At 60.2% G+C, this 25,011-nt stretch carries 25 protein-coding genes; 14 read left to right on the top strand and 11 right to left on the bottom strand.

Annotated features, from left to right (window positions below; genetic code table 11):
- Positions 1-82: 82 nt before the first annotated feature.
- From cysZ to JOE29_RS19615, 4 genes are all read left to right on the top strand, one after another.
- Positions 83-844 (top strand): sulfate transporter CysZ, encoded by a 762-nt coding sequence (cysZ, locus tag JOE29_RS19600; RefSeq protein ID WP_210079780.1) that lies wholly within the window; start codon positions 83-85, stop codon positions 842-844.
- Between the two features lie 183 nt (positions 845-1,027).
- A complete protein-coding gene (locus JOE29_RS19605; protein WP_003346191.1) occupies positions 1,028-1,372 on the top strand; it encodes a hypothetical protein in 345 nt (114 codons plus the stop codon).
- A 340-nt stretch (positions 1,373-1,712) separates the two neighbouring features.
- Positions 1,713-2,009 (top strand): hypothetical protein, encoded by a 297-nt coding sequence (locus JOE29_RS19610; RefSeq protein ID WP_044311939.1) that lies wholly within the window; start codon positions 1,713-1,715, stop codon positions 2,007-2,009.
- Entirely contained in the window at positions 2,006-2,506 is a 501-nt protein-coding gene (locus JOE29_RS19615; protein WP_099315213.1) for a hypothetical protein, read from the top strand. Before JOE29_RS19610 ends, JOE29_RS19615 begins: the two co-directional genes overlap by 4 nt.
- A 39-nt stretch (positions 2,507-2,545) precedes the next feature.
- On the opposite strand, the gene JOE29_RS19620 is transcribed toward JOE29_RS19615, so the two are convergent.
- The gene (locus JOE29_RS19620) at positions 2,546-2,944 is read right to left on the bottom strand and encodes a flagellar protein FlhE (protein ID WP_210079781.1); all 399 of its coding nucleotides are present in this window, start codon (positions 2,942-2,944) and stop codon (positions 2,546-2,548) included.
- A 369-nt stretch (positions 2,945-3,313) separates the two neighbouring features.
- Between JOE29_RS19620 and JOE29_RS19625 the strand changes: the two genes are divergently transcribed.
- Positions 3,314-4,534, top strand: coding sequence for a glycosyltransferase family 1 protein (locus tag JOE29_RS19625; protein ID WP_057406441.1), 1,221 nt, complete (start codon positions 3,314-3,316; stop codon positions 4,532-4,534).
- Here the strand turns inward: JOE29_RS19625 and JOE29_RS19630 are convergent.
- The 3 genes from JOE29_RS19630 to JOE29_RS19640 all read right to left on the bottom strand — a co-directional run bounded on the left by JOE29_RS19630 (position 4,503) and on the right by JOE29_RS19640 (position 6,869).
- Positions 4,503-5,606, bottom strand: coding sequence for an NADH:flavin oxidoreductase (locus JOE29_RS19630; protein WP_016567282.1), 1,104 nt, complete (start codon positions 5,604-5,606; stop codon positions 4,503-4,505). The genes JOE29_RS19625 and JOE29_RS19630 overlap by 32 nt on opposite strands.
- A gap of 157 nt (positions 5,607-5,763) precedes the next feature.
- Entirely contained in the window at positions 5,764-6,252 is a 489-nt protein-coding gene (locus JOE29_RS19635; RefSeq protein WP_003316994.1) for a glutathione peroxidase, read from the bottom strand.
- Positions 6,253-6,383: 131 nt separating this feature from the next.
- On the bottom strand, positions 6,384-6,869 hold the full coding sequence (locus tag JOE29_RS19640) for a peptidylprolyl isomerase (protein ID WP_003346185.1): 486 nt from the start codon (positions 6,867-6,869) through the stop codon (positions 6,384-6,386).
- A gap of 14 nt (positions 6,870-6,883) precedes the next feature.
- Here JOE29_RS19640 and JOE29_RS19645 point away from each other — a divergent pair, with 14 nt between their 5' ends.
- The 3 genes from JOE29_RS19645 to JOE29_RS19655 all read left to right on the top strand — a co-directional run bounded on the left by JOE29_RS19645 (position 6,884) and on the right by JOE29_RS19655 (position 10,327).
- Complete coding sequence (locus tag JOE29_RS19645) at positions 6,884-7,189, top strand: DUF3565 domain-containing protein (protein WP_003316996.1); 306 nt, start codon at positions 6,884-6,886, stop codon at positions 7,187-7,189.
- A gap of 78 nt (positions 7,190-7,267) precedes the next feature.
- Positions 7,268-9,358 carry a phosphate acetyltransferase gene (gene pta, locus JOE29_RS19650; RefSeq protein ID WP_024683339.1) on the top strand — a complete coding sequence of 697 codons (2,091 nt, stop codon included), beginning with the start codon at positions 7,268-7,270 and terminating at the stop codon, positions 9,356-9,358.
- Between the two features lie 63 nt (positions 9,359-9,421).
- Positions 9,422-10,327 (top strand): acyltransferase, encoded by a 906-nt coding sequence (locus JOE29_RS19655; protein WP_017277825.1) that lies wholly within the window; start codon positions 9,422-9,424, stop codon positions 10,325-10,327.
- Positions 10,328-10,435: 108 nt separating this feature from the next.
- Here the strand turns inward: JOE29_RS19655 and JOE29_RS19660 are convergent, their stop codons facing one another.
- From JOE29_RS19660 to rutR, 6 genes are all read right to left on the bottom strand, one after another.
- Entirely contained in the window at positions 10,436-11,125 is a 690-nt protein-coding gene (locus tag JOE29_RS19660; RefSeq protein WP_003319364.1) for an OmpA family protein, read from the bottom strand.
- 113 nt (positions 11,126-11,238) lie between these two features.
- Positions 11,239-12,165, bottom strand: a complete 927-nt coding sequence (locus JOE29_RS19665; RefSeq protein WP_137982941.1) for an ABC transporter permease — start codon at positions 12,163-12,165, stop codon at positions 11,239-11,241.
- Positions 12,165-13,274, bottom strand: a complete 1,110-nt coding sequence (locus JOE29_RS19670) for an ABC transporter permease (protein ID WP_024665525.1) — start codon at positions 13,272-13,274, stop codon at positions 12,165-12,167. Before JOE29_RS19670 ends, JOE29_RS19665 begins: the two co-directional genes overlap by 1 nt.
- Entirely contained in the window at positions 13,267-14,778 is a 1,512-nt protein-coding gene (locus JOE29_RS19675; RefSeq protein WP_210079782.1) for an ABC transporter ATP-binding protein, read from the bottom strand. The genes JOE29_RS19670 and JOE29_RS19675 overlap by 8 nt, the downstream gene beginning before the upstream one ends.
- Complete coding sequence (locus tag JOE29_RS19680; protein WP_057445613.1) at positions 14,775-15,866, bottom strand: BMP family ABC transporter substrate-binding protein; 1,092 nt, start codon at positions 15,864-15,866, stop codon at positions 14,775-14,777. Before JOE29_RS19680 ends, JOE29_RS19675 begins: the two co-directional genes overlap by 4 nt.
- Positions 15,867-16,079: 213 nt before the next feature.
- Positions 16,080-16,808 carry a pyrimidine utilization regulatory protein R gene (rutR, locus tag JOE29_RS19685; RefSeq protein WP_004402729.1) on the bottom strand — a complete coding sequence of 243 codons (729 nt, stop codon included), beginning with the start codon at positions 16,806-16,808 and terminating at the stop codon, positions 16,080-16,082.
- Positions 16,809-17,101: 293 nt separating this feature from the next.
- Between rutR and rutA the strand changes: the two genes are divergently transcribed.
- The 6 genes from rutA (at position 17,102) to JOE29_RS19715 (ending at position 22,116) form a co-directional block, all read left to right on the top strand.
- A complete protein-coding gene (rutA, locus tag JOE29_RS19690) occupies positions 17,102-18,184 on the top strand; it encodes a pyrimidine utilization protein A (protein ID WP_003421717.1) in 1,083 nt (360 codons plus the stop codon).
- Positions 18,184-18,921 (top strand): pyrimidine utilization protein B, encoded by a 738-nt coding sequence (gene rutB, locus JOE29_RS19695; RefSeq protein ID WP_010424756.1) that lies wholly within the window; start codon positions 18,184-18,186, stop codon positions 18,919-18,921. Before rutA ends, rutB begins: the two co-directional genes overlap by 1 nt.
- Before the next feature lie 10 nt (positions 18,922-18,931).
- A complete protein-coding gene (rutC, locus tag JOE29_RS19700; RefSeq protein ID WP_003317005.1) occupies positions 18,932-19,315 on the top strand; it encodes a pyrimidine utilization protein C in 384 nt (127 codons plus the stop codon).
- Between the two features lie 41 nt (positions 19,316-19,356).
- Positions 19,357-20,136, top strand: coding sequence for a pyrimidine utilization protein D (gene rutD, locus JOE29_RS19705; RefSeq protein ID WP_044311946.1), 780 nt, complete (start codon positions 19,357-19,359; stop codon positions 20,134-20,136).
- Positions 20,137-20,149: 13 nt separating this feature from the next.
- Positions 20,150-20,686: an NADH-dependent FMN reductase RutF gene (gene rutF / locus JOE29_RS19710; RefSeq protein WP_003346162.1), complete on the top strand. Its 537-nt coding sequence runs from the start codon at positions 20,150-20,152 to the stop codon at positions 20,684-20,686.
- A 242-nt stretch (positions 20,687-20,928) separates the two neighbouring features.
- Positions 20,929-22,116, top strand: a complete 1,188-nt coding sequence (locus JOE29_RS19715) for an HD-GYP domain-containing protein (RefSeq protein ID WP_210079783.1) — start codon at positions 20,929-20,931, stop codon at positions 22,114-22,116.
- A gap of 24 nt (positions 22,117-22,140) precedes the next feature.
- On the opposite strand, the gene JOE29_RS19720 is transcribed toward JOE29_RS19715, so the two are convergent.
- Positions 22,141-24,870 carry a LuxR C-terminal-related transcriptional regulator gene (locus JOE29_RS19720; protein ID WP_058445680.1) on the bottom strand — a complete coding sequence of 910 codons (2,730 nt, stop codon included), beginning with the start codon at positions 24,868-24,870 and terminating at the stop codon, positions 22,141-22,143.
- Between the last annotated feature and the right edge of the window lie 141 nt (positions 24,871-25,011).

Raw genomic sequence — 25,011 nt, forward strand, 5'->3', positions numbered from 1 at the left:
CTCAAAAACCGTCAGCGCTCTGCTCTTTCATGGCCATCACAAAGCCGGTAAGGTCACGCCTTTCAAGCACTCGGAGACTCCCATGCCCGCTCCCGCCCTTACTGGCCCGCAATACCTGAGAGAGGGCCTGAAACTGGTCCTCAGCCCTGGTTTGCGCTTGTTCGTTCTACTTCCATTGAGCATCAATGTGGTGTTGTTTTGCGGCCTGATCTATCTGGCGGTGCACCAGTTCGAGCTGTGGGTCGACACCTTCATGCCGACCCTGCCTCACTGGCTGAGTTTTCTCAGTTACATCCTCTGGCCACTGTTCGTGGCGCTGGTGCTGCTGATGGTGTTTTTCACCTTCACCATGGTCGCCAACATCATCGCCGCACCGTTCAACGGGTTTCTGTCCGAAAAGGTCGAAGCCGTGATTCGCGGTGTAGACGAATCGCCCGATTTCAGCTGGGCCGAACTGGTCGCCATGGTGCCCCGCACCCTGGCCCGCGAAGCACGCAAGCTGGGCTATATGTTGCCGCGCATGCTCGGCCTGTTCATCCTGTCGTTCATCCCGGTCGCCAACATCATCGCCGCCCCGCTATGGCTATTGTTCGGGGTGTGGATGATGGCGATCCAGTACATCGACTACCCCGCCGATAACCACAAACTGGGCTGGAACGAAATGCTCGGCTGGCTGAAGAGCAAACGCTGGCAGAGCCTGAGCTTTGGCGGCATCGTCTACGTTGCCTTGCTGATCCCGGTGGTCAATCTGCTGATGATGCCTGCTGCAGTGGCCGCTGCAACGCTGTTCTGGGTGCGCGAGCGCGGCGCGGATGCGTTGCCGGTGCCCCACGCACGCGGCTGAATGCCAACCTGCCGGACCGCGCAAAGCGGTTCGGCACACCCGAAGAAAAAATCACACGCATATAAATATGTACCGCAACTCACTCTGCCGCCTGAGGCTAAATAGGGCCTCAATCAATCCGTTCATGTGAAGCCAGCTTCCATGAAACCCGGCGACACATGAACTTAACAAGGAAGTTAAATCATGAATACTCAAGTAAACCCTGCTGCACTGGCCGCTGACAACGCAACCGTTCAGGAAAAGATCCGCGCCTTTCTGGTCAGCGAGCTGGCCGAATGGTCGATCAACCCGGACGAAGTTTACATCAACGGTGTGAACGACCCCGAAGAGCGCATCGTCATCGGCTCCACTTCGCTGACTGCCGAAGCCGCTAACCGTGTTTTCGAAAAAGACATCCCTGCCTATTCCACCCGCACCGCCGGCCTGTTCACCGTGGCGTATTCGTACGCCGATGAACATCGTCTGGCAGCACCGGATCTGGCCAAAGTGGGCGAAGTGATCGGCCAACTGGTTCGTGATCTGGGCTGAGTGCCCTGCTTGACTGGCTGAGTGACGACTCGGCCTGAGAGCGTGCCGAACAGGTAATGAGTTATCTGTTCGGCACTTCAGCATTAAAGAGAAACTTCTTACAGTGATATATCAGCATTCTTACAAGCAGCCTATAGAACTCCATTCCGTGCAACGGCAGCGACTTGCCACAACCAGACACTGCTTGCCGAGATATGAAAAAACATTACACGTAGGAATATTGTGTAGGACATATCTTCCCGACCTCTAATACAAGACTGCAAAGGCGTAGGAACAACCAATACATTAAATATGGCATTATCCTTGCTCTCCTGATTAAAAAAAAACAGGAGTAATCGCTATGGAAATAAAAACAGAATCTGCCGCAGAACAACTCTCCTCCTACCGACCGGCATCCCTCGAAAGACTACCGGAAAACCGTTCAGGTCAGTTTGCAAGCCTGTTGAACGCTGCCATCACACAGACGGAGAAAAAACCTCCAGTCGCATTACCCGCAACACTCGGCAGCTCGGTAATCTCCCGCTCAAATCGCTTCATGGATAGCATGACTATCGAACAACGCAGATCCATTGTGGAGGATAAAGACTTCGTGCCTATGCCAGCGGCAATGGAACGTGCGCGAGGGACTTTCAAATGACCCATACCGACAATATTTCGCCATTCCTGAACGTCACACCGTTAGGTGTACGGTACAAAACAACACCACGCCCCCCGGCATCAACACCTGAAAGCTTCGCTAACGTACTTCAAGAAGCCGTCCGCGAAAAAGAAACACCTCATTGCGCAAGGACAATCCTGCGAGGAGGAGAACTCAGGCACAAGCTGATGGAACAGGCTCAAAGCAGCCCGGTCGAAGCGAGCTTCCTGGCCAGACACTATGCGTACAATTCATTGACTGGCGAGGGAGTCGATCTATCTGATTACCCCGTGATTCGTTACTGCGCCACGGGCAAGATAGTCACACCCGAGTCGAGCGCTTACTTTCAGAACATCGGGGGGTGTATGCAAAAAGAGCGAACAGCCCTTTATGAAGAAGAATATTTGAAAGGTACGCCTGCGGCCAGGATACTTGAAAAGATACTAAACTTTAACGACGCTCTTCCTCTCGCATTTCGTGACATGGCAAATTGGTAGCCTGAGCGCCCTCCCTGTCGGGGGGAGGCGCTTGTGAGATTACCAATCGACAGTTATTCGCCCTTGCTGTCCAGCGACTGGCACCCTTCCCGCATCTCCAACCTTCATCGTGTAATAGAACTTGCGACTTGCCGACTGATTACCGAAAAACGTTGTGGACCCCGTTCGCTGACGTGATACGTTCAGGCATACGCTGACACCTTGGCACAAGTAGACCTCAAGCCCCTGAGGCCAGCCCACCACGTTCCAGTTCCAACTGACACTTTTGATCGTCGCTGTCACAGGCGCATGCCTGCTTACTGGCAGCTCAGCGGTGTGAACATAGCCTTTTGAATGAATAACCGGCAGAGCAACCGACGATTGATAGTTCCCAGCCAGTGCAAGGTTCGAAAAGGCTAACAGTGCCAAAGCAATTCCTGAATTTCCGAACGAGCCCATTTCAATTTATTGTCGTTAAATTTCATTTTACTTCCCTAGTATATTGATAAACAGGAACAACTAAAAACCCAGCCATTCCAAACCAACGCTAACGAACCACACAGTTCGATAACCCGACATTACTAGGCAAACAGATAATATCAACACGTATCAGAACGAACTACGCGCTTTTAGGAAACGATGTGAACACCTGTAGGAAGCCAATGAACTTTATCGTGAGTTTTATTAAAATCATTGTACAGCCTATGCGTTTACCTATTAACTATTCCGCGCAGTCTCACGCCAACTTGCTCACCTTACCGACGCCCCATCACCAATCCATCACATAACCGCCACATAACCGAAATATAATCAGTCGACACTGCTCTCATGAGCCAAATTCTTAATGTCACCCTGATCACTGAAACCTTTACTCCCGAGATCAACGGCGTCGCCAATACCCTGGGACGGCTGTGTGAAGGGTTGCGGTTGCGCGGGCATAGGGTCGAGCTGGTCCGGCCACGTCAGAACGACGAGATCGGCGCGGGCACTGCAGAGGATCTGCTGCTCTGCCGGGGCTGGCCGATACCGGGTTACCCGGGGTTGCAGTGGGGTCAGTCTTCGATGCACAAGCTGCTGCGGCGCTGGCAACGGCGTCGGCCGGATGTGCTGTACATCGCCACGGAAGGTCCGCTGGGGCTCTCGGCACTGCGCGCAGCGCGACGGCTGGGGATTGCGGTGATCAGTGGCTTCCATACCAACTTCCCGCAGTACACGCAGCAGTACGGCATGGGTTTCATCACCCGCTTGCTGACGCACTACCTGCGCTGGTTCCACAATCGGTCACGCATGACGCTGGTACCCAGCATCAGTCAGAAGGTCGAGCTGGAGCGACGTGGCTTTGAGAGGATCGAGCTGTTGTCGCGTGGCGTCGACAGTCAATTGTTCAGCCCGTCCAGGCGCTCGCAGCCTCTGCGCGAGAGCTGGGGTCTGCAAGCCGATGATGTTGCGGTCCTGCATGTTGGCCGGCTTGCCCCCGAAAAAAACCTGAGCCTGCTCAAAGCCTGCTTCGAGGCGCTCAAGGACAGTTACCCGCAACGTAATCTGAAACTGGTGGTGGTTGGTGACGGGCCTCAACGCCCGCAGCTGGAACAGCAAATCCCGGATGCGATTTTCTGCGGCACTCAACGCGGCGAGGTGCTGGCGACGCACTATGCCTCGGCCGATATGTTTCTGTTCCCCAGCCTCACCGAAACCTTCGGCAACGTAGTTCTCGAAGCACTCGCCTCAGGCCTGGGCGTGGTCGCCTACGATGAAGCCGCAGCCGGGCAGCATATCCGCCACGGCCACAACGGTGCGTTGGCCATGCCGGGGGACGAGGCGGCGTTCATCGACTCGGCGCGCTGGTTGCTGGAGGACAGTGAGACACTGCGCCGCGTGCGCCTCAATGCCCGGCAACATGCCAGTCGCCAGGGCTGGACAGCAGTCATCGATCAGTTCGAGCGTCAATTGCGCGAGGCCTGCCCGAGCCAGAACGCGGCAAGCGTCAAAGAGATCAGGCCGGTAGCCAGCAAGAAGATCAGGCCAGTGTCGCCAGTGCGTCTCGACTGAAAGGCAGGATGTCCTGCTCGCGGCCTTCGCGCACTTTCAGTGCCCAATCCGGATCGACCAGCAGCGCACGCCCCACCGCCACCAGATCAAACTCGTCGTTGCCCAGCCGCTTCAGCAGATTTTCCAGGCTGGCCGGTTGAGCGACCTTGTCGGTGTCGACCATAAATTGCAGGAACTCACCGTCCAGTCCGACGCTGCCGACTGTGATGGTCGGTTTGCCAGTCAGCTTGCGCGTCCAGCCCGCCAGGTTCAGGTCGGAGCCTTCGAACTCAGGCTCCCAGAAACGCCGGGTAGAGCAATGAAAGATATCCACACCAGCATCAGCCAGAGGCTGCAGAAACTCGCCCAGCGCCTCAGGCGTTTGCACGAGGCGCGCGGTGTAATCCTGCTGTTTCCATTGTGAGAAACGGAAAATTATCGGGTAATCCGGGCCCACAGCGGCGCGCACGGCCTTGATCAGTTCGAGCGCAAAACGTGAGCGGTTGGCGAGGCTGCCGCCGTACTCGTCGCTGCGTTGATTGCTGCCCTCCCAGAAGAACTGATCGATCAGGTAACCGTGAGCGCCATGAATTTCGACACCGTCCATGCCCATCGCCTTGGCATCGACGGCAGCCTGGGCAAAGGCAGCCACTATCTCGTCGATGTCCTGCTTGCTCATGCCATGCACCAGCACCTGAGCGTCCTTGACCTTTTCCATCGGCCCATAGGCAGGCACGCTGCCGTCCGGCTCGGTGCCAGGACGGCGAACAGCGCCGACGTGCCAGAGTTGCGGGACGATCCTGCCGCCCTCCGCATGCACTGCCTCGACCACCTTGCGCCAGCCGGCCAGTGGCGCTTCACCGAAAAACTGCGGGACGTTCGGATAACCGTTGGAGGCCTTGTGATTGACCGTCGTACCTTCGGTGATAATCAGCCCGACACCTGCAGCAGCGCGCCGCCGGTAGTATTCGACGACCTTCGAGTTGGGCACGTGCCCTGGCGAGAACGAGCGGGTCATGGGAGCCATGACCACACGCGAAGACAGCTCCAGGCTGCCCAGACGGAAAGGCGTGAACAAGGCTTCTGCCGACATGCGCAACTCCTGTGAAATGGTCGATTGCCATCAGGCGCGCAGAATATCGCCGGGCGTTAGCGGTGGCCCAGTACTATTGATCTGGCTGATCTGAGTTCAGAAGCGACGAGCGCGCAAGAAAGCCGGGCGAACGCAAAATGCTACCCCGGCCACATGATCAGCTTTGCGCCAGGGCCTTTTCAATGGCCTGGATCACGGCAGGATCATCCGGAGTGGTACGCGGAGAAAAACGTGCGCTTACACCACCGTTCTTGCCGACCAGAAACTTTTCGAAGTTCCAGGTGATATCCCCGGGAAACTCGGCACCCTCGCCCGCGAGCAAACGGTAAAGCGAGTGACGGTTAGGGCCGTTGACGTCGAGTTTTTCACCCAGCGTAAACGTCACGCCGTAGTTGAGTTGGCAAAACTCGGCGATCTCTTGCTCGGTACCCGGTTCCTGCCCGGCAAACTGGTTGCACGGCAGCCCCAGTATCTCAAGGCCCTTGTCCTTGTACTGCTGATAGAGGTTTTCAAGTGCTGCGTACTGCGGTGTGAGCCCGCATTTGGACGCGACGTTGACCACCAGAACCACTTTGTTCCTGAAATTCGCCAGCGGCAGTTCCTGGCCACCCAGCGCTTTCAATTTGATGTCGTGAAAAGCACTCATGAGAACCCCTTTTGAAACAAGTCGCCCCAGGCTATAACCCGAAAAAAGGCACCGTGACCGCACGCGTAACGAAAGTCGTCATCGCAGAACAGCCAGGGCGCCTTTTCAGTGCCTGAGCTTAGCAGTACAAATCAGTGTTGATGACCGCCTTCACCGTGAACATGGCCGTGAGCCATTTCTTCTTCACTGGCATCACGGATGGCCACAACCTTCACGTCGAAATTCAGGCGCTGACCCGCGAGCGGATGGTTGCCGTCAACGGTAACATCGTCGCCTTCCAGATCACGGATGGTCACGATCTGCATGCCGCCATCCGGACCGGAAGCGTGAAACTGCATGCCGACTTCGAGCTTGTCGACGCCTTCGAACATGCTGCTGCTCAGGGTGCTGACCAGTTCGGCCGAGTACTCACCGTAGGCGTCTTCGGGCTCGACGGCAACGTTCAGCTGGTCGCCTACTTCCTTGCCTTCCAGTGCCTTTTCCAGGCCCGGGATGATGTTGCCTGCACCGTGCAGGTAAACCAGCGGCGCAGCACCGGTAGAACTGTCGATGACCTCACCAGCGTCGTTGGTCAGGGTATAGTCAATGGAGACAGCCTTATTGGCGGCGATCGGCATGGGGACAAGACCTTTTGCTTAAGATTGAAGAACGGGCAAGTTTAACCAAGCAATCGCCCGAAAGCGAACGCAACTCTGACGGACGGCCCGCTTTGAAAGGTTCAATCGTTATCGATTTGAGACAGGACGAGCACGGTCACTGGTTTGCGCTGCTATCGTGCGGCCATACCCAGCACCTGCGTCATGACCCTCCGTGGCAGTCACGCCCCTGGGTGCTGGACCCGCTGCAACGCAGTCAGATGAGAGGTCAGGCCTTTTGTTGCGGCTGGTGTGCGAATGCCGCAGATAACGATAGTCTTGCCGCAGAGAAATCGCGTTAGACGGTTTCCGGACTTTTTCGGTCGGCGGCGGTTCCCTATGTGCTGCGACCCCTTGCACTGCTCAATCGAGAAGCCAGTATGCAGACTTTTTTTATCGCCCCCACTGACTTTGGCGTGGGGTTGACCTCCATCAGCCTGGGACTGGTGCGCACGCTGGAGCGCGCCGGCTTGAAAGTAGGCTTTTTCAAACCGATCGCCCAGCCACACCCCGGCGATCTGGGCCCCGAGCGTTCGACCGAGCTGATGGCTCGCACCCACGGCCTCAAGCCGCCCAAGCCTTTGGGGCTGGCGCATGTCGAGCGCATGCTCGGTGATGGTCAACTGGATGAACTGCTCGAAGAGATCATCAATCTTTATCAGCAGGCAGCTGTCGGCAAGGACGTGCTGGTCGTCGAAGGCATGGTCCCGACCCGCAGCGCGAGCTATGCCGCGCGGGTCAATCTGCATTTGGCCAAGAGCCTGGATGCCGAAGTCATTCTGGTCTCTGCCCCGGAAAACGAAGTGCTCGCCGATCTGTCGGGCAGGGTCGAATTGCAGGCCCAGCTGTTTGGCGGCCCCAAGGACCCCAAGGTGCTGGGGGTGATACTCAACAAGGTGCGCACCGAAGAGAGCATGGAAGTCTTCGCCTCGCGCCTCAAAGAACACTCGCCGTTGCTGCGCAGTGGTGACTTTCGCCTGCTGGGCTGTATCCCGTATCGCGCCGAACTCAACGCGCCGCGTACCCGCGATGTGGCCGAGCTGCTCGGTGCGCAGGTGCTGAACGCAGGCGACTACGATCAGCGCCGCATGACCAGAATCATCATTTGTGCGCGGACGGTGCTCAACACGGTTCCACTGCTCAAGCCGGGTGTGCTGGTGGTGACGCCGGGCGACCGCGACGACATCATCCTGGCGGTGAGCCTCGCGGCAATAAACGGCGTACCGCTCGCCGGCCTCCTGCTGACCAGCGATACCGTGCCCGACCCACGCATCCTGGAGCTGTGCCGCGGCGCACTGCAGGCGGGGCTGCCGGTGCTGTCGGTCAGCAGCGGCTCGTATGACACGGCAAATCGCCTGAATCAGTTGAACAAGGAAATCCCCATCGATGACCGCGAGCGCGCGGAAAACATCACCGATTTCGTTGCCAGTCACCTGGACGCCAACTGGCTGCACCAGCGCTGCGGCACACCCCGCGAGCTGCGCCTGTCGCCCGCGGTGTTTCGCTATCAGTTGATCCAGCGCGCGCAAGCGGCCAACAAGCGCATCGTGCTGCCTGAAGGTAACGAGCCGCTGACCATTCAGGCTGCCGCGATCTGCCAGGCACGCGGTATCGCGCGTTGCGTGTTGCTGGCCAGGCCCGAGGACGTGCACGCCGTTGCGCAGGCGCACGGCATCGAGCTGCCGCAGGGGCTGGAAATTCTTGACCCGGACCTGATTCGCGAACGCTACGTTGCGCCGATGGTGGAGCTGCGCAAAAGCAAAAGCCTGAACGCGCCCATGGCCGAGCAACAGCTCGAAGACCCGGTGGTGATCGGTACGGTGATGCTGGCGCTGGACGAGGTCGACGGGCTGGTGTCCGGCGTCATTCATTCCACCGCCAACACCATCCGGCCGGCCCTGCAGCTGATCAAGACCGCGCCAGGCTGCACGCTGGTGTCTTCAGTATTCTTCATGCTCTTTCCCGAGCAGGTGCTGATGTACGGCGACTGCATCATGAACCCGCATCCGAGTGCCAGCGAGCTGTCCGAGATTGCCTTGCAGAGCGCCGACTCGGCCACTGCCTTCGGTATCTCGCCGCGTGTGGCGATGATCAGCTACTCCAGCGGCAATTCGGCCAGCGGCGAAGAAGTCGAGAAGGTCCGCGAAGCGACGCAGCTGGCACGCGAAACCCGCCGCGATCTATTGATCGACGGGCCGCTGCAGTATGATGCGGCCGCCAACGAACAGGTCGCCCGGCAGCTGGCTCCGGACAGCGCGGTCGCAGGACGCGCCAACGTGTTCGTGTTCCCGGACCTGAACACCGGCAATACCACATACAAAGCGGTGCAACGCAGTGCCGACTGTGTGAGCCTCGGCCCGATGCTGCAAGGCCTGCGCAAACCGGTGAACGATCTGCCGCGCGGCGCGCAGGTCGACGACATTGTCTACACCATCGCGCTGACAGCCATACAGGCCGACACGCTGTCCTGATGCCTGACCCGAGTGCCGCAGAGCAATCTGCGGCTTCCGATAACTTGCGGAGCCGTCTTCTTCATGGATTTTCTGCCTGCCCCGTTACGCGGCGTCATTGCCTCGCTGTTGCTGGCGCTGAACACCATCGTCTGCTGCACAGTGCTGTTCGCGGTCACGATCCTCAAGATCTGTCTGCCCTTCTCTGCGGCACAGCGTTTCACCGACTGGTTGATGAGCCACATCCATGAAACCTGGATCGGCAACAACAATGCCTGGATCAAACTGCTGTGCCACACCCGCTGGCACCTGAGCGGTCTGGAAGGGCTGGATTACAATCACTCGTACCTGGTCACCAGCAATCACCAGAGTTGGGTCGACATCATGGTCTTGCAGTACGTGCTCAACCGACGTATTCGCCCCTTGAAGTTCTTCCTCAAGCAGGAGTTGATCTGGGTTCCGGTGATCGGTCTCGCGTGGTGGGCGCTGGGCTTCCCGTTCATGAAGCGCTACTCCAAGGCATACCTTGCCAAACACCCGGAAAAGAAAGGCAAGGACCTGGAAACCACCCGCCGCACCTGCGCGAAGTTTCGCCATAACCCGGTGGGGATTTTCAACTTCGCCGAAGGCACGCGCTTCACCGCCGGCAAACACGCGCAACAGAACTCACCGTTCCGCCACCTGCTCAAACCCAAGGCTGGCGGCATTGCCTTCGTGCTCGATGCGATGGGCGAACAGCTGGAATCGATCATCAACGTGACCATCCACTACCCTGGCGGACAACCCGGCTACTGGGACCTGCTGTGCGGGAATGTGAAGGAAGTGGTTGCGCACTTCGAAGAGATCAAAATCCCGCAGCAGTTTCTCGGCAAGAATTACGACCAGGACGGAGAATACCGTCTGGAATTCCAGCAGTGGATCAATACGCTATGGGAAGAGAAAGACCGGCTGCTGGACAGCCTGCATGAGCAGTATCCAGCGCGACATTGATATTGACTGGTGGGAGCGAGCTTGCCCGCGAAGAGACCATCGCCTTCGCGAGCAAGCTCGCTCCCACTTTGCCCGCATTCAACCCGTCTGCGAGCGGAGCGGCATCGATCAGTACTGCTGACCCGGAATCGGCTTGAGGTTGACCTCTACGCGGCGGTTCTGGGCGCGGCCGTTGACGTCGGCGTTGCTGGCAATCGGTTGATCAGGACCTGCACCGCGCACTGACAGGTGCGCTTGATCGACACCTTGCGAGGTCAGGTAAGTCGCGACGCTCTGGGCGCGCTGTTGCGACAGGTCCATGTTGTGCTGGCGGCTGCCGGTGCTGTCGGTGTAACCGACGATTTCAATGTTGTTCTGATTGAACTGCTTGAGCGAGCTCGCCAGATTGTTAAGCGGCGAATAGAAGCTGCTGGCAATGGCCGAAGAGTCCGTCGCGAACGTGATGTTACCCGGCATGATCAGTTTGATCTGGTCACCCTGACGCTGCACCTCGACACCGGTATTGGCCATGCTCTCGCGCAACGCAGCTTCCTGCTTGTCTGCATAGTAGCCGTAGCCCGCCGATGCGGCACCCGCCACTGCAGCGCCGATCAGGGCGCCCTTGCCGCGATGATTGTGATCGATGGCCGCACCGGCTACCGCACCGGCCAATGCGCCCAGTCCGCCGTACTTGGCCGTTTTGCTCATACCACCGGAGCTTTGCGCCTGGCCTTGATTGTCATAGGGATTGGATGTTGCACAGCCGGAAAGCATGGCTACGGCGGTGGCGACAATGATCAAACGACGCGAGGTAAACATTCAGGAGCTCCTGGTTTTGACGAACGCTAATAACCGGATTAGAGCATACACGCTATCAAAAATTCCTTAACCCGTGCTGAACCGCCCGTATTGCGGGCTTCTGCGCGCACCGCTCAGCGGCGCTCCTCACGAATGTAAGGTTCGCCCAGCGCACCGGGCTGGCTGCTCGATTGACGCTTGCCGCTCGCCACCCAGACCATGACCAACAGGGTTACAGCGTAGGGTGTCATCAAGACGAAATACTGGGGCAGGCGCACGCCGGTTGCCGCCAATTGCGGAATCAGCGCCTCGATACCGCCGAATAGCAAAGCGCCGGCCAACGCGCGCCAGGGCGACCAGCGCGCAAAGATCACCAGCGAAACGGCAATCCAGCCGCGCCCGCCGGTCATGTCGGCGATCCACATCTTGGTGCTGAGCACGGCGATGAAACCGCCGGCCAGCCCCATCAACGCGGAACCGGCGACAATCGCCGCCAGGCGATAACCGAGCACGGAAATACCTGCGGCATCGGCGGCCTGCGGGTTCTCGCCCACCGCGCGTAGGCGCAGCCCGGTGCGCGTGCGATCGAGCAGCCAGACCACCGCGATGAAAATAATCACGGTCAGGTACACCAGCGGATTCTGCACAAATACCCGGCCTACCACGGGCAGCTCGGACAACGGCCACAGCTCGACAGCCTGCAAGCCGCTGACCGGGCGGTTGGTCCAGCCCAGCAGAGTGCCCAGCAGCCCGGTCAAGCCCTGACAAAAGAACACCAGCGCCAGCCCGGCGATCACCTGATTGATCCGCAGCACCAGCACCATCAGCGCAAACAGCAACGACACCAGACCTGCCGCCGCCATCGACGCCAGCAGCGAAAGGCCAGGCGAGCCGAGGCTCAACTGCATACCGATGCCCGCCAGTGCGCCGACCAGCATCAGCCCTTCGACGCCCAGCGCCAGTACACCGCTGCGCTCGATGAGGATCAGGCCCAGCGCTGCCAGGGCGAACGGCACGGCAAAATCCGGTGCGCTGCCCAGCCAGTGGGAAATAAGCTCCATCAACGTTCTCCTGCCTGAATGCGCCGCAGGCGATGGCGGATGAAAAAGTCCGACGACGCGACGCAGATCACCAGAATCGCCTGGATCAGTTGCACCATCGAAAACGGAATCTGATAGAACACCTGCAGGTTGCGTCCGGCCACGAACAACATGGCGATCAGCAGCGCGACCACGGTTGCGGCCACTGGATTGTTGCGGGCCAGAAAGGCGATCAGAATCCCGGAAAACCCGTAGCCTTGATAGAACGACTGAGTAAGGCGCCCTTCCTGTCCCGAGGTCACGACAAAGCCTGCGAGCCCCGCCAGCGCACCCGACAGCAGCACGGTGCCGATGATCATCTTGCGCACCGGCACGCCCACCGCGCCGGCGACTTTCGGATTGGCGTCGACGAAGCGCAGATACAACCCGGCCCGCGAAACACCGACGAACCACAGGGTCAGACCGGTGACCAGCAGCGCCAGAGGGATCGCCGCGTTATACCCGGCAAACAGATCGGGCAGCCGCTCGAAGCTCTGAAACGCGGGGGAATAGGGAAAGTTGTCTCGCGGGTCTTTCCAACTGCCGTACACCAGGTGCAGGAGGAAATTGGCAGCGATGTAATTGAGCATCAGCGTCGAGATGATCTCGTTGACCTGCCACTTGAGCTTCAGCAGCACCGGGCCCAGGCTCCACAACAATCCGCAGATAACGGCTGCCGCCATCATCAGCGGCAGACGCAACGCCTCCGGGCCCACCTGAAACAGCGAGATCGCCGTGGCGCCAATCGCCCCCCAGATCATCTGACCTTCCAGACCCAGGTTCCAGAAACGTGCCCGAAACGCCATGCACCCGGCGAGCCCGACCATAATCATCGGCGATGCCTGAAACAACACTGCCTTGAAGTTTTGTGCATCGAACACTGTCTGCACGACGAACTCGTTGAGCAGCTCGTCGGCAGGCACGCCGGCAAGAATAAGAATCACAGTGCAGATCGTCAGTCCGATCAGCAACGCCAGGGCAATGATCAGCGCCTGCAACAGCCAGCCGGTCTGCTGACGAAGCTCCAGGGTGTAGCGCCGCGCCAGCAAAGGTTGCCGTGCGGACTTCATTGGTTGCGCTGATTCAGTCATGGCTCACCATCGCTTTGCCAATGGCTTGCCGGTCGGCGGGGTGCGCGAACTCGGCGACAATGCGCCCGCCGTTCATCACGCCGACACGGTCAGCCAGGGCCAATACTTCGTCCAGATCCTCGCTGATCACCAGCACCGCAGCCCCCGCGTCCCGCGCCGCCCGCAAACGGGCATGCACCGCCTGTGTGGCACGTACATCCAGGCCCCGACTCGGGCTGTGCACCAGCACCAGTTGCGGGTCGCGGCTGAATTCGCGGGCGATCACCAGCTTCTGGGCATTGCCTCCCGACAACAGCGCAGCTTTCTGATCGAGAGAGCGCACGCCCTGTACGTCGAAGTCCGCCACGGCGCGCTGCGCATCCTGTTTCAGACGCTTGTAGCCGAGACGCCAGAAAGAACCGTATTGCCCGCTGTGAATATTGCCGATGGCAAAGTTCTCGGCCACCGACAGCGACCCGGCCAGCGCCGCGCCGTAGCGGTCGGCCGGGATCGAGGCAATGCGCAACTGCCAACGCTGGTCGGCCGACGCGCCGCGCAAATCGCCAAACCCGGCCATGTGGATTTCACCCTCAGTGGCTTGCGGCAGCCCCATCAGGGCGTTGGCCAACTCGGCCTGACCGTTGCCGCCCACGCCTGCGATGCCGAAAATCTGCCCGGCGTGCAGGCTCAGGTTGACGCCGTTGAGCGTACTGCTGCCGACGCTGCGCAAGTCCTTGACCTGCAAACGCACCTCGCCTGGTGTCGCCGGTTGATGCTCGGCAACCGGCACCGATTCGCCTACCGTGAGCTGCACCAGTTGCTCGACACTCACCTTCTGCGGGTCCAGGGTCTGCACGGTGCGCCCGCCACGCATCACGGTTACCCGGTCGGCATAGCGCTTGACGTCAGCCATCTTGTGCGTGACCAGAACCACCGCCGCGCCTTGCCGGGCGAATGCCTGAACAGTCAGCAGCAGACGCTCGGCCTCCTGATCGGTCAGCACTGCTGTCGGTTCATCAAGGATCAGAATCCGCGCACCGGCCAGCAACACCTTGAGAATCTCGACCCGCTGCTGCTCGGCGACTGACAGACTGTCGACGGTGCGCGCCGGGTCAATCGCAAACCCCAGCGCCTCGGCCTTGCCGACGATCTCCTGTTCCAGCGCACGCAGCCGCTTGCGATAGCTGCCTTCGCCGGGTTGCTCGGGCAGTGCCAGGAGAATGTTCTGCGCCACTGTGAATGGCTTCACCAGCTTGAAGTGCTGGTGGACCATGCCGATCCGATAACGGCTGGCGTCCCTGGGCCCCTGAAGCTGAACCGGGTTATCGTCCAACAGCAGAGTGCCGGTTTCCGGTGCGTACAGCCCGGCGGCGATATTCATCAGCGAGGACTTGCCTGCACCGTTCTCGCCCAGCAGGGCATGCACTTCCCCCCAACAGGCGGTGAAGTCGGCATCGATCAGCGCCTTGAAGCCATCGAACGACTTGCTGATGCCGGTGAGTTGCAGCGCATTGACCTGACTCATTGCTGAGTCTTCACGCCTTCGACGAACCAGTCCATTTTCCACAGGTCCGGGTCAGACAATTGCTGACCGGCCGCGACCCGCTCCTTGCCGTCACGATCGGCCAGCGGGCCGCTGTAGATAATTTTTCTGCCGGCCAGCAGCTCGGCGCGCTCGGCCTCGATCTTCTTGCGGTCCGCATCGGAAATGATCGCATCCGCAGTCAGCTTGATATCGGTGCCGCCCTGCTGCATCGACAGCAGCGCGCCGTTGGCGGGCGGCGTCCAGTTGCCGGCAATGATTTTCTTCAGCTCCGGCCCCAGGAAGCGATCCCAGACCCACAGCGACGAGCAGACCGTCGCCTTGGGAGCGAACTCGCTCAGGTCGCGATGGTGGCCGGTGCCGTGAATGCCGCGCTCCTGTGCGACGATCTGCGGTGTCGGGCTGTCGACGTGCTGACCGACCACATCGGCCCCGTTGTCGATCAGCGCCATGGTTGCTGCGCGTTCCTTGACCGGGTCGTTCCATGCACCGGTATAGACCACGTTGACGGTGGCCTTCGGATTGATCTGCCGGGCGCCCAGTTCATAGGCGTTGATGGTCCAGTTGACCTGGCCAAACGGGTTGGCGGCGACAAACCCCAGCTTGCCGGTCTTCGAGGCCGCCCCTGCGGCCATGCCGCACAGGTACTGGCTTTCGTAGGTACGCCCGTAAAACGATTCGAGGTTGGGTGCATTGGTGGTGCCGGAGCCGTTGAGGAACGCGACTTTCGGGTATTTCTTGGCCAGTGCAAGAAAGGTGTCGGAGTAGCCAAATGCAGTGCCTACGATGATGTTGGCACCGCGTGCGATGAGTCGGTCGACCACCGGCGTAATAGCCGCGGCGTTCTCGGGCACGCTCTCGACGTACTGGATTTTTGTGTCCAGATCCTTTTCCAGCTTCACGCGTGCTTCGTCGAAGGCCTGAGTCCAGCCGCCGTCATTGCGCGGGCTGATATACACCATGGCGATTTTCGGCTTCCCTTCGAGGGTCAATCCTTCAGCCTGAGCAAGGCTGACCGCTCCCAACGCTACGGCCGCACACAATGTCCCGGGCAACAGTTTCTTGTACATAGACGTTTTCCTGAGGGTAATGGCCGATGAGGACCGCACAGGCAGGCATTAGCAGCATCCATGCCATTACAGGAAAAGCGCTATGGAACAACGACCTGAGGCTATCGAGACGAATAAAACAGATCAAATGGTCTGAATCGGAGCACTTGGTTTGTGCAGGAAGCCCGCGCACTGCGCGAGCGGGGTGCGCGGGTCAGGTCAGGCGAAGCCCGGTCACGCCTTGCGCGGCAGGATCCCGTCCAGAACCATGCTGCGCAGGCTCGCCAGCACCTCTTCGAAAAACGCCGGATCATCCAGGGTCTTGCCAGTCACGGCCTCGACCTGAGTGCGGAAGTCGGCGTAATGCTGAGTGGTTGCCCACAGGGTGAAAATCAGATGGTGCGGGTTGACGGGGGCCAACTGGCCGCTGTCGATCCAGTGCTGAATCACCGCCACCTTGGCCTGCACCGTGTCACGCAACGGGTGCTGCAACTCGCCCTGAATCAGCGGTGCGCCCTGCATCACTTCCATGCAGAACAGCCGCGATTCGGCCGGGTGATCGCGGGACATTTCCAGCTTGGCCTTGATATAGGCGCTGATCGCCTGCACCGGGTCCTTGTCGGCGGTGAAGTGCAACAGCGGGCTCAGCCATACCGCAAGCAACTGACGCAGCACATTCAGGTACAGGTCGTCCTTGCTGCTGAAGTAATACAGCAGGTTGGTCTTGGAGACGTCCGCCAGGCTCGCGACCTGATCCAGGCTGCTGCCGTGCACGCCGTAGCGAGAGAATATCTCCAGCGCCGCATCGAGAATCAGCGTGCGCTTGCCTTCCATCAGGCGCATGCGCCGCTTCAGGGACGTCGCACTGGGTTCGCGGGTCGTCTTGACCACGGTCTCTGGCTTGGCCTTGCGTACGCGTTTGTTCGCCGGGTCAGCCAGGGGAGGTTTCTTGTTCACGCACATCCATCCAGTGATGCCGAAATGAGCGGGCATCTTAACGGGCGCAGCTGTTTTGTCGATACGGATTGCCTGCGCCGTCCGCCCTGCCCCATCTGCGTGCGCCCTGCACAAACCAAGTGCTCTGATTCGGACCAAATGGTCTGAAACAAACATTAAAAATCCACAACCCCTTGAATAAAAAAGATAAATATTTCTGGCCCGCTTAATGCAGAAGGTGATCGAGAGACGATTGAAAGACGATTCAAGTGCCGCCAGTCGCGCTTTGGCACGCATCGACCCACGCAGAGAGGCCTCATATGGACATTGGTATCTTCATCCCCATCGGCAATAACGGCTGGCTGATTTCCAGCAATGCTCCGCAGTACATGCCGACCTTCGAGCTGAACAAACAGATCGTGCAGAAGGCCGAGGGCTACGGCTTCGACTTTGCGCTGTCGATGATCAAACTGCGTGGCTTTGGCGGCAAGACGCAGTTCTGGGAACACAACCTGGAGTCGTTCACGCTGATGGCCGGCCTGGCCGCAGTCACCACCCGGATCCAGCTGTTCGCCACCGTCGCCACCCTGACCATCCCGCCCGCCATTGCCGCGCGCATGGCCTCGACCATCGATTCGATCTCCAATGGCCGCTTCGGGATCAACCTCGTCACCGGCTGGCAGAAGCCGGAATACGAGCAGATGGGGCTGTGGCCGGGCGACGAGTTCTTCCACACCCGCTATGAATACCTGGCCGAATATGCTCAGGTTCTGCGTGACCTGTGGGCCACCGGCAGCAGCGACTTCAAGGGCGAACATTTCAGCATGCAGGACTGCCGCGTCAGCCCTCGCCCACAGGGCGACATGAAGCTGATCTGCGCCGGTCAAAGTGAAGCGGGCATGGCGTTCTCGGCACAATATGCCGACTACAACTTCTGCTTCGGCAAAGGCGTCAACACACCCACAGCGTTCGCGCCGACTGCACAGAAACTGCTCGAAGCCAACGAAAAGACCGGCCGCAACGTCACTTCCTGCGTGCTGTTCATGATCATCGCCGACGACACCGACGAAGCTGCACGGGCTCGCTGGGAGCACATCAAGGACGGTGCCGATGAAGAAGCCATCGCCTGGCTGAGCGAAAAAGGTTCGGCAGATAAAAGCGCCGGCTCCAACCTGCGGCAGATGGCCGACCCGACCTCAGCAGTCAACATCAACATGGGCACGCTGGTGGGGTCGTGGGCCACAGTGGCGAGAATGCTCGACGAGGTTGCCAGTGTGCCGGGGACTCAGGGCGTGATGCTGACGTTCGATGATTTCGTCAAAGGCGTCGAAGATTTCGGCGAGAAGATCCAGCCACTGATGACCAGCCGCAAGCACATTGCGCAGCTCAAGGAGGTGGTCTGATGACGACCTCGGCAACCGTCGCAGGCGTTGACCTGCCGGACCTGCAACCCGCCCGCGAACTACCCGCCCGTCCCGAACCGCTGCGCATGAAACCCGGCGAAACCGCGCTGGTGGTGGTTGACATGCAGAACGCGTATGCGTCGCTCGGCGGGTATCTGGACCTCGCCGGGTTCGATGTGAGCAGCACCGGGCCGGTCATCGCCAATATCAACAAGGCCTGTGCCGCCGCACGTGCGGCGGGCATTCCGGTGATCTTTTTCCAGAATGGCTGGGACCCGGCCTACGTCGAGGCCGGTGGCCCCGGCTCACCGAACTGGCACAAGTCCAACGCCCTGAAAACCATGCGCAAGCGCCCGGAACTCGAAGGGCAACTGCTGGCCAAGGGTGGATGGGACTACCAGCTTGTCGACGAACTGACGCCGCAGCCTGGCGACATCGTGGTGCCGAAAATCCGCTACAGCGGCTTCTTCAATTCCAGCTTCGACAGCGTGCTGCGCAGTCGCGGCATTCGCAACCTGGTGTTCACCGGCATCGCCACCAATGTCTGTGTCGAGTCGACCCTGCGCGACGGTTTTCACCTGGAATATTTCGGCGTGGTGCTGGCCGACGCGACCCATCAGGCAGGCCCCGAATTCGCTCAGCAAGCCGCGCTGTTCAACATCGAAACCTTCTTTGGCTGGGTATCCAGCGTCGATGACTTCTGCACCACTTTCAGCCCTGTCGGGCAACCTTCGTGAGGACACCAGCATGACCAAGAAAGCGATCATTCCTGCCGGCACCAGCAAGCCCATCGCGCCGTTCGTACCGGGCTCCATGGCCGACGGCGTACTCTATGTCTCGGGCACACTGCCGTTCGACAAGGACAACAACGTGGTACACGTCGGCGACGCCACCGCACAGACCCGTCACGTGCTGGAAGCCATCAAAAGCGTGGTCGAGACCGCAGGCGGAACGATGGACGATGTCACGTTCAACATGATCATGATCCGGGACTGGGCCGACTACGCCAAGGTCAACGAAGTGTATGCCGAGTATTTCGCGGGCGAGAAGCCAGCCCGTTACTGCATCCAGTGCGGCCTGGTCAAACCCGAGGCGCTGATCGAAATCGCCAGCATCGCCCACATCGGCTGAATCGCGACCGTGGGCAGTTGACGCCCACCCGGAGAAAACCCATGTTCCATGAGTTTCATGCCTGCCAGCATGCAGATGCACCGACCCTGGTGCTCAGTTCCGGGCTGGGCGGGTCTGGCCGCTACTGGGCAGATGACCTGGCACTGCTGACCCGCGACTACCGCGTGCTCGTCTACGACCATGCCGGAACCGGACGCAGTCCTGCGGTGCTGCCAGGGGATTATTCGATCCGGCACATGGCTGTCGAATTGCTGGCCCTGCTTGATTCGCTCGACATCCAGCGCTGCCATTTCATGGGCCATGCGCTGGGCGGCCTGGTGGGTCTGGAACTGGCCCTGCTGCGCCCGGACCTGCTGCAAAGTCTGGTACTGATCAATGCCTGGAGCAGTCCGAACCCGCACAGCGCGCGCTGCTTTTCAGTGCGCAAAAAACTGCTGTTGAACAGCGGACCGGAAGCCTACGTGCAGGCCCAGGCGCTGTTCCTCTACCCGGCAGACTGGATCGCCGCCAACGGCCCGCGGCTGGCCGACGACGAAGCCCACGCTCTGGCGCACTTTCCCGACACCGACAACCTACTGCGGCGCATCCATGCGCTGGAAACCTTCGACGTGGAGGCCGATCTCACGCGCATCCACACCCCGACCCTGCTGATTGCCAACCGCGACGACATGCTGGTGCCCTGGCAGCAATCCCGGCGCCTAGCCAATGCGCTGCCGAACGCAACGCTGGTGGTGCTGGACTATGGCGGCCATGCCTCGAACATTACCGATCCACAGCCCTTCCAACGCGCCCTGCTCGCTTTTCTCAGCACACAACCCTGAAAGGACTCATCCCATGCCTACCTCCTCTGCAGCTCCCGCCATTCTGCCCATCGCTGCTGTCAGCCAGCTGGCGTTTCGCGATGCGATGTCCGGCCTGGCCGCCGCCGTCAACGTGATCACCACCGACGGCCCTGGCGGACGCGCCGGCTTTACCGCGACCGCCGTGTGCAGCGTGACGGATCAACCGCCGACGCTGCTGGTGTGTATCAACCGCAGTGCATCGGTGTATGACGCCTTCATCGAAAACGGCAGGTTGTGCGTCAATACGCTGGGCAATGGTCAGCAGGATTTGTCCAACCTGTTCGGCGGCAAGAGCTCCCAGCAGGAGCGCTTTGCCTGCGGCCAGTGGGAGGCCGGAGTGACCGGCGCGCCGATCCTCGACAGCGCAAAGCTGGCGCTCGACTGCAAGGTGAGCCAGTCGGTCAGCGTCGGCACGCATGACATTCTGTTCTGCGAGGTGGTGGATATCAGGCATCAGAGCGGTGCAGATGCATTGGTCTACTTCGGCCGTCGCTATCATCACCTGCCGAGCGAAACGCCAGTGGCCTGAAGGCTTTGCCGGTTGACTGGCGGATGTCGAGAATGAACTCGCCAGAATGCACCAAATAGACATGATTTTTTGCGACAGCCCCGTATACTGGCATTGTGAGATTAGAACAATCCTTGCAGTCAACGGGGTGACGTCATGTCGATCAATAGCGCCTGCATTCTGCTGATACCCGCCAGCAGCCCTTCGTATGCTCGTTGCGCTTACCCGCTGCCTGGCATGCCTACGCACGCAGGTGGCTGAGCATGCTGAAAAAAATACCTGTGGCTGAGCTTGCCCTGGGCATGCACATCCACAAAATCTGCCGCCGCTGGACCAATGATCCGTTCTGGATAGGCCTGGTCGAAGTAATGCTCGATGACGCTGAAGTGCTCAAGCGTATTCAGCAATCGGGCACTAAAGAAGTCTGGATCGAAACCGGTAAAAGCCGTGTAGTGACACCCCAGACCTCACCCGCATCGCCATCGGCCAGCGAGGATACAACTCCGGCCAGTCTCGAAACGGAAGTTCTACGCGCCAGGCTGATCTGCGGACGGGCCAGAGACGCGGTCATGTCCATGTTTACCGAAGCGCGCATGGGCCGGGCCATGGATGTCGGCAATGTGCAGTTGCTGGTGGAGGAAATCTCCAATTCGATCCTGCGCCATCCGCACGCGCTGATCAGCCTGTCCCGCCTGAAGACCTCCGACGAGTACACCTACATGCACTCGGTGGCGGTCTGCGCGTTGATGGTTGCGCTGGCCAAACGCATGGGCATGCCTGACGATCAGGTCCGTGAGGCCGGTGTGGCCGGGCTGATGCACGATGTCGGCAAAATGATGATTGCCTCGGCGGTGCTCAACAAACCGGGCCGCCTGACCCTCGACGAATTCGAGATCATTAAGGCCCACCCCGAGCTGGGCGTGAAGATACTCATGGACACGCAGCCCGTGGCCGCGTCGGTGATCGATGTCTGCCTGCATCACCATGAGAAAGTCGACGGCTCGGGCTATCCGCACGGCCTGAAAGGCGACCAGATCAGCATCTTCGCGCGCATGGGCGCGGTCTGCGACGTGTATGACGCCATCACCTCTGACCGCCCCTACAAAAAGGGCTGGGGCGTTGCCCATTCGATTCGCGAGATGGCGTCGTGGCAGGGACATTTTGACGACGTGGTCTTTCAAAGCTTCGTCAAGACCGTGGGTATTTACCCGATCGGCACACTGGTACGCCTGGAAAGCGGGCGCCTCGGCGTGGTGGTCGAACAAGGTGAGGCGTCGCTGCTGAAACCGAAAGTGAAGGTTTTCATGTCGGCGCGCACCGGCAAGACGTTCGCCGCACAAGTCATCGACCTGGACTGCCCTTCCGACCCGGACGGAATCCTCAGAATCGAAAAAAACACCGACTGGGGGCTGGAAGAAGTCGATACGCTGTGGGCGGGCATTCCGGCCTGAGTGGCCCGGTAAACTCCATCGTCGTCAAGCCAGCAAGCCCAGCGTCTTGGCCCTCGCCACCGCTTGAGTGCGACGCTCGACCCCCAGCTTGCTGTTGATGTGGCTGGCGTGGGTCTTGACGGTGTGCAGGGAGATGAACAACTGCTCGCTGATCTCCTGATTGGAACAGCCCTGTGCAATCAGTTGCAGCACACCCAGTTCGCGCACGCTGAGGCAATCGCCGCCATGTGCCGGCTCGGGCGACGGCGTGCAACAGGCCGGGAGCTTTTCCAGCAATGCAGCTTGAACCCGACAGGGTGGCAGGTGCAGAAGTTGCTCATGCAGCCACCGGGGGTGCTCGCCAATCAGCGCCTTGAACGGTATCAGTGCGCCGCCGGACGCTGCGGGCAGGCTGCGCAGCAACAATGCCCGCGCCTCGTCGCATCGCGCCTGGCTCAGCAGCAGGCCGATCTGCTGGGTCATGGCGATCAGTCCAAGCAGTTTCGCCCCCACCTCCTGAGCGTGCCGTTCGAGCGCCTGCAAGCGCTGCTCGCAGGCAACGCCGTCACCCTGCAGTCGCTCGAGTACGGCACGCTGCAACTCGATGTGCTGCGGCAGCTGTGGATGGCACTCAGGGGCCGCAGCGCCGAGGCCGCCGTTGTAGGTCTGCGTCAGGCGCAGCAGCCACGCTTCGGCAAGGTCCATGCGCCCCTGCAACAGCCACAGCTCGCATTTGACCAGGGTAATCATCGCCAGATAATAGATCGGCGGCACGTCCCAGATGTGCATCAGCCGTTCGGCTTCGGCGAGTTCAGCGAAGGCTTCGGCAAAGCGGCCGGCGCAGCCTTCCATGGTAGCGATCACGCAGTGACCGATCAGTACGCTGATGTCGCGACAGGCGCGCGCCTCGGCCAGGCCGGCCAGCAATAACACCCGCCCCTCGTCCACCTGCAGACGCAGGGTCAGCAAGTAGCCCTCATACAGCGTCAGACGCGCGCGGACCGCGTACAGCCGAACGGTGGACAAGCCTTTGAGGCGTTGCTGCCCCTGCCGTACTTCCTCGAGCGCGCGGAGAATTTCGCCCCGCGCCTGCAGGACTCGGGCGCGGTCGTAATGCGCCAGCGCCTCGAACAACGGATTGGCGACCCGCTGAGCCAGTTCCAGCGCATCACGATTCAACACGCGGGCGCGCCACAGATCACCGTTGGCGACCGCGAGGTTGGCCAGTGTCGACAGGCACACCAGCCGCTGCCCATAACGTCTTTCCGGCAGGCTCAGCAGGGCTTCGGTGCAATAGCGCTGAGTCTTGTCACTGTCTCCGCGGCCGCGGGCGATGATGCCGCTGAGCGCCAGCCATTGGGCGAGCATGGATTTCTGAGCGGTTGCCGAGGGCGCCGGCAGAAACCGGCTCAGCTGATTGGCCAGCTCTTCGGCGGCATCCAGCTGGCAGGCCAGCCCCAGCGCCCAGGCGTAGAGCACGATCAAGCGGGGTGTGCTGGTCAGCAAGTCATCCGGCAAATCCATCTTCCAGCGCAGCAGCATGCCGACGTTCTGTTCGGCCAGCAGCTGTTCTTCGGAGAGGTTCTGCACCAGATTGGCTGCCACATCCAGGTGCCCGGCGCGCAACGCCTGCTCGACCGCTTCGTCCAACTGGCCCTGAGCGCTGAACCAGCGGCAGGCATTGAGGTGCAGGCGGGTCGGTGGTGCGCCGGCCGCCTGACGAGCGCGCAACAGATCGGAAAACAGATGGTGATAGCGAAACCAGTGGCCCTGCTCGTCCAGAGGCACCAGAAAAACCTGATGCGCCTGCAGATAACCCAGCATCTCGGCGCTGTCATGACCATCCCGCGCGGCATCGCACAGCTCGGCGCAAAAGCGTTCCAGGCAGGCGGTGTCGTAGAGAAACGCCTGAACATCGGCAGGCAGGCAGTCGATCACTTCTTCAAGCAGGTACTCGCGAATCAGCACCTCACTGCCGCGCAGCGCCTGGGACAAGGCGCTTTCATCACCGGCCTCGGACGCCGCCAGCAACCAGAAGCGCAGCCCGGCGACCCAGCCTTCGCTGCGCTGAATCAGGCTTTGCAACGCCTCGCTGTCGAGCGAGCCGCTGTGCTGGCCCAGTACTGCCATGGATTCGGCGTGCGTGAGGCGAAGGTCCTGTTCGTTGATTTCCAGCAGCTGCCGCGTCAGACGCAAGCGTGCCAGATGCCAGTCGGGGCGCTGTCGGCTGGTCACCATGACTACCAGCCCGGCCGGCAGGTGGTTGAGAAGGAACTGCAGGCAGCGATCGAGTACCGGCCCCTGGGCCAGATGATAGTCATCGAGCACCAGCAACAACGGTTTGCTCAACATCAGGTGCATGGCCAGTTCGTCGAGCAGACTGTCGAGCCACTCCTCGAAGGCGAACGGCTGGTGGCGCTGGCGCATCTTCAGCAGGCCCATCGCCTGCGCGCCCAGTTGCGGGAAGAATTGTTGAAGGCTGGCCAGCAACCGCTCTAGAAAACGGCCCGGGTCGCTGTCCCGCGCGCTCAGACCCAGCCATACGTTTTGCCAGTTGTCCGGCAACCCCTGACAGAACTCGACAGCCAGCGAACTCTTGCCGAACCCGGCCGGGGCGCAGATCAGCAGCAGCCTGCAGCCAAGCCCTGCATCGAGACGCTGACACAGGCGCGAACGGGGAACATAACCCTCGGGCAGAGGTGGACGGAAAAATCGCCTTTCCAACGCAGGAATCGCGCCGTCTGCAAACCCTTGAATTCGGGACAGATCAGTCATGGCCGGCTCGTGTAGGAATCGTTGTTTCGGCATTGCGGTGTTCGGAGACTAGCGGGTAAATCGCTACTTTTGAAAGGCCATCACCGAAAAGACTGTAACAAAATTCCTACGACTTATAAGGCCACTTCCCACAACCGAAAA

The sequence above is a fragment of the Pseudomonas sp. PvP009 genome (assembly GCF_017832995.1).
GTDB lineage: Bacteria > Pseudomonadota > Gammaproteobacteria > Pseudomonadales > Pseudomonadaceae > Aquipseudomonas > Aquipseudomonas syringae.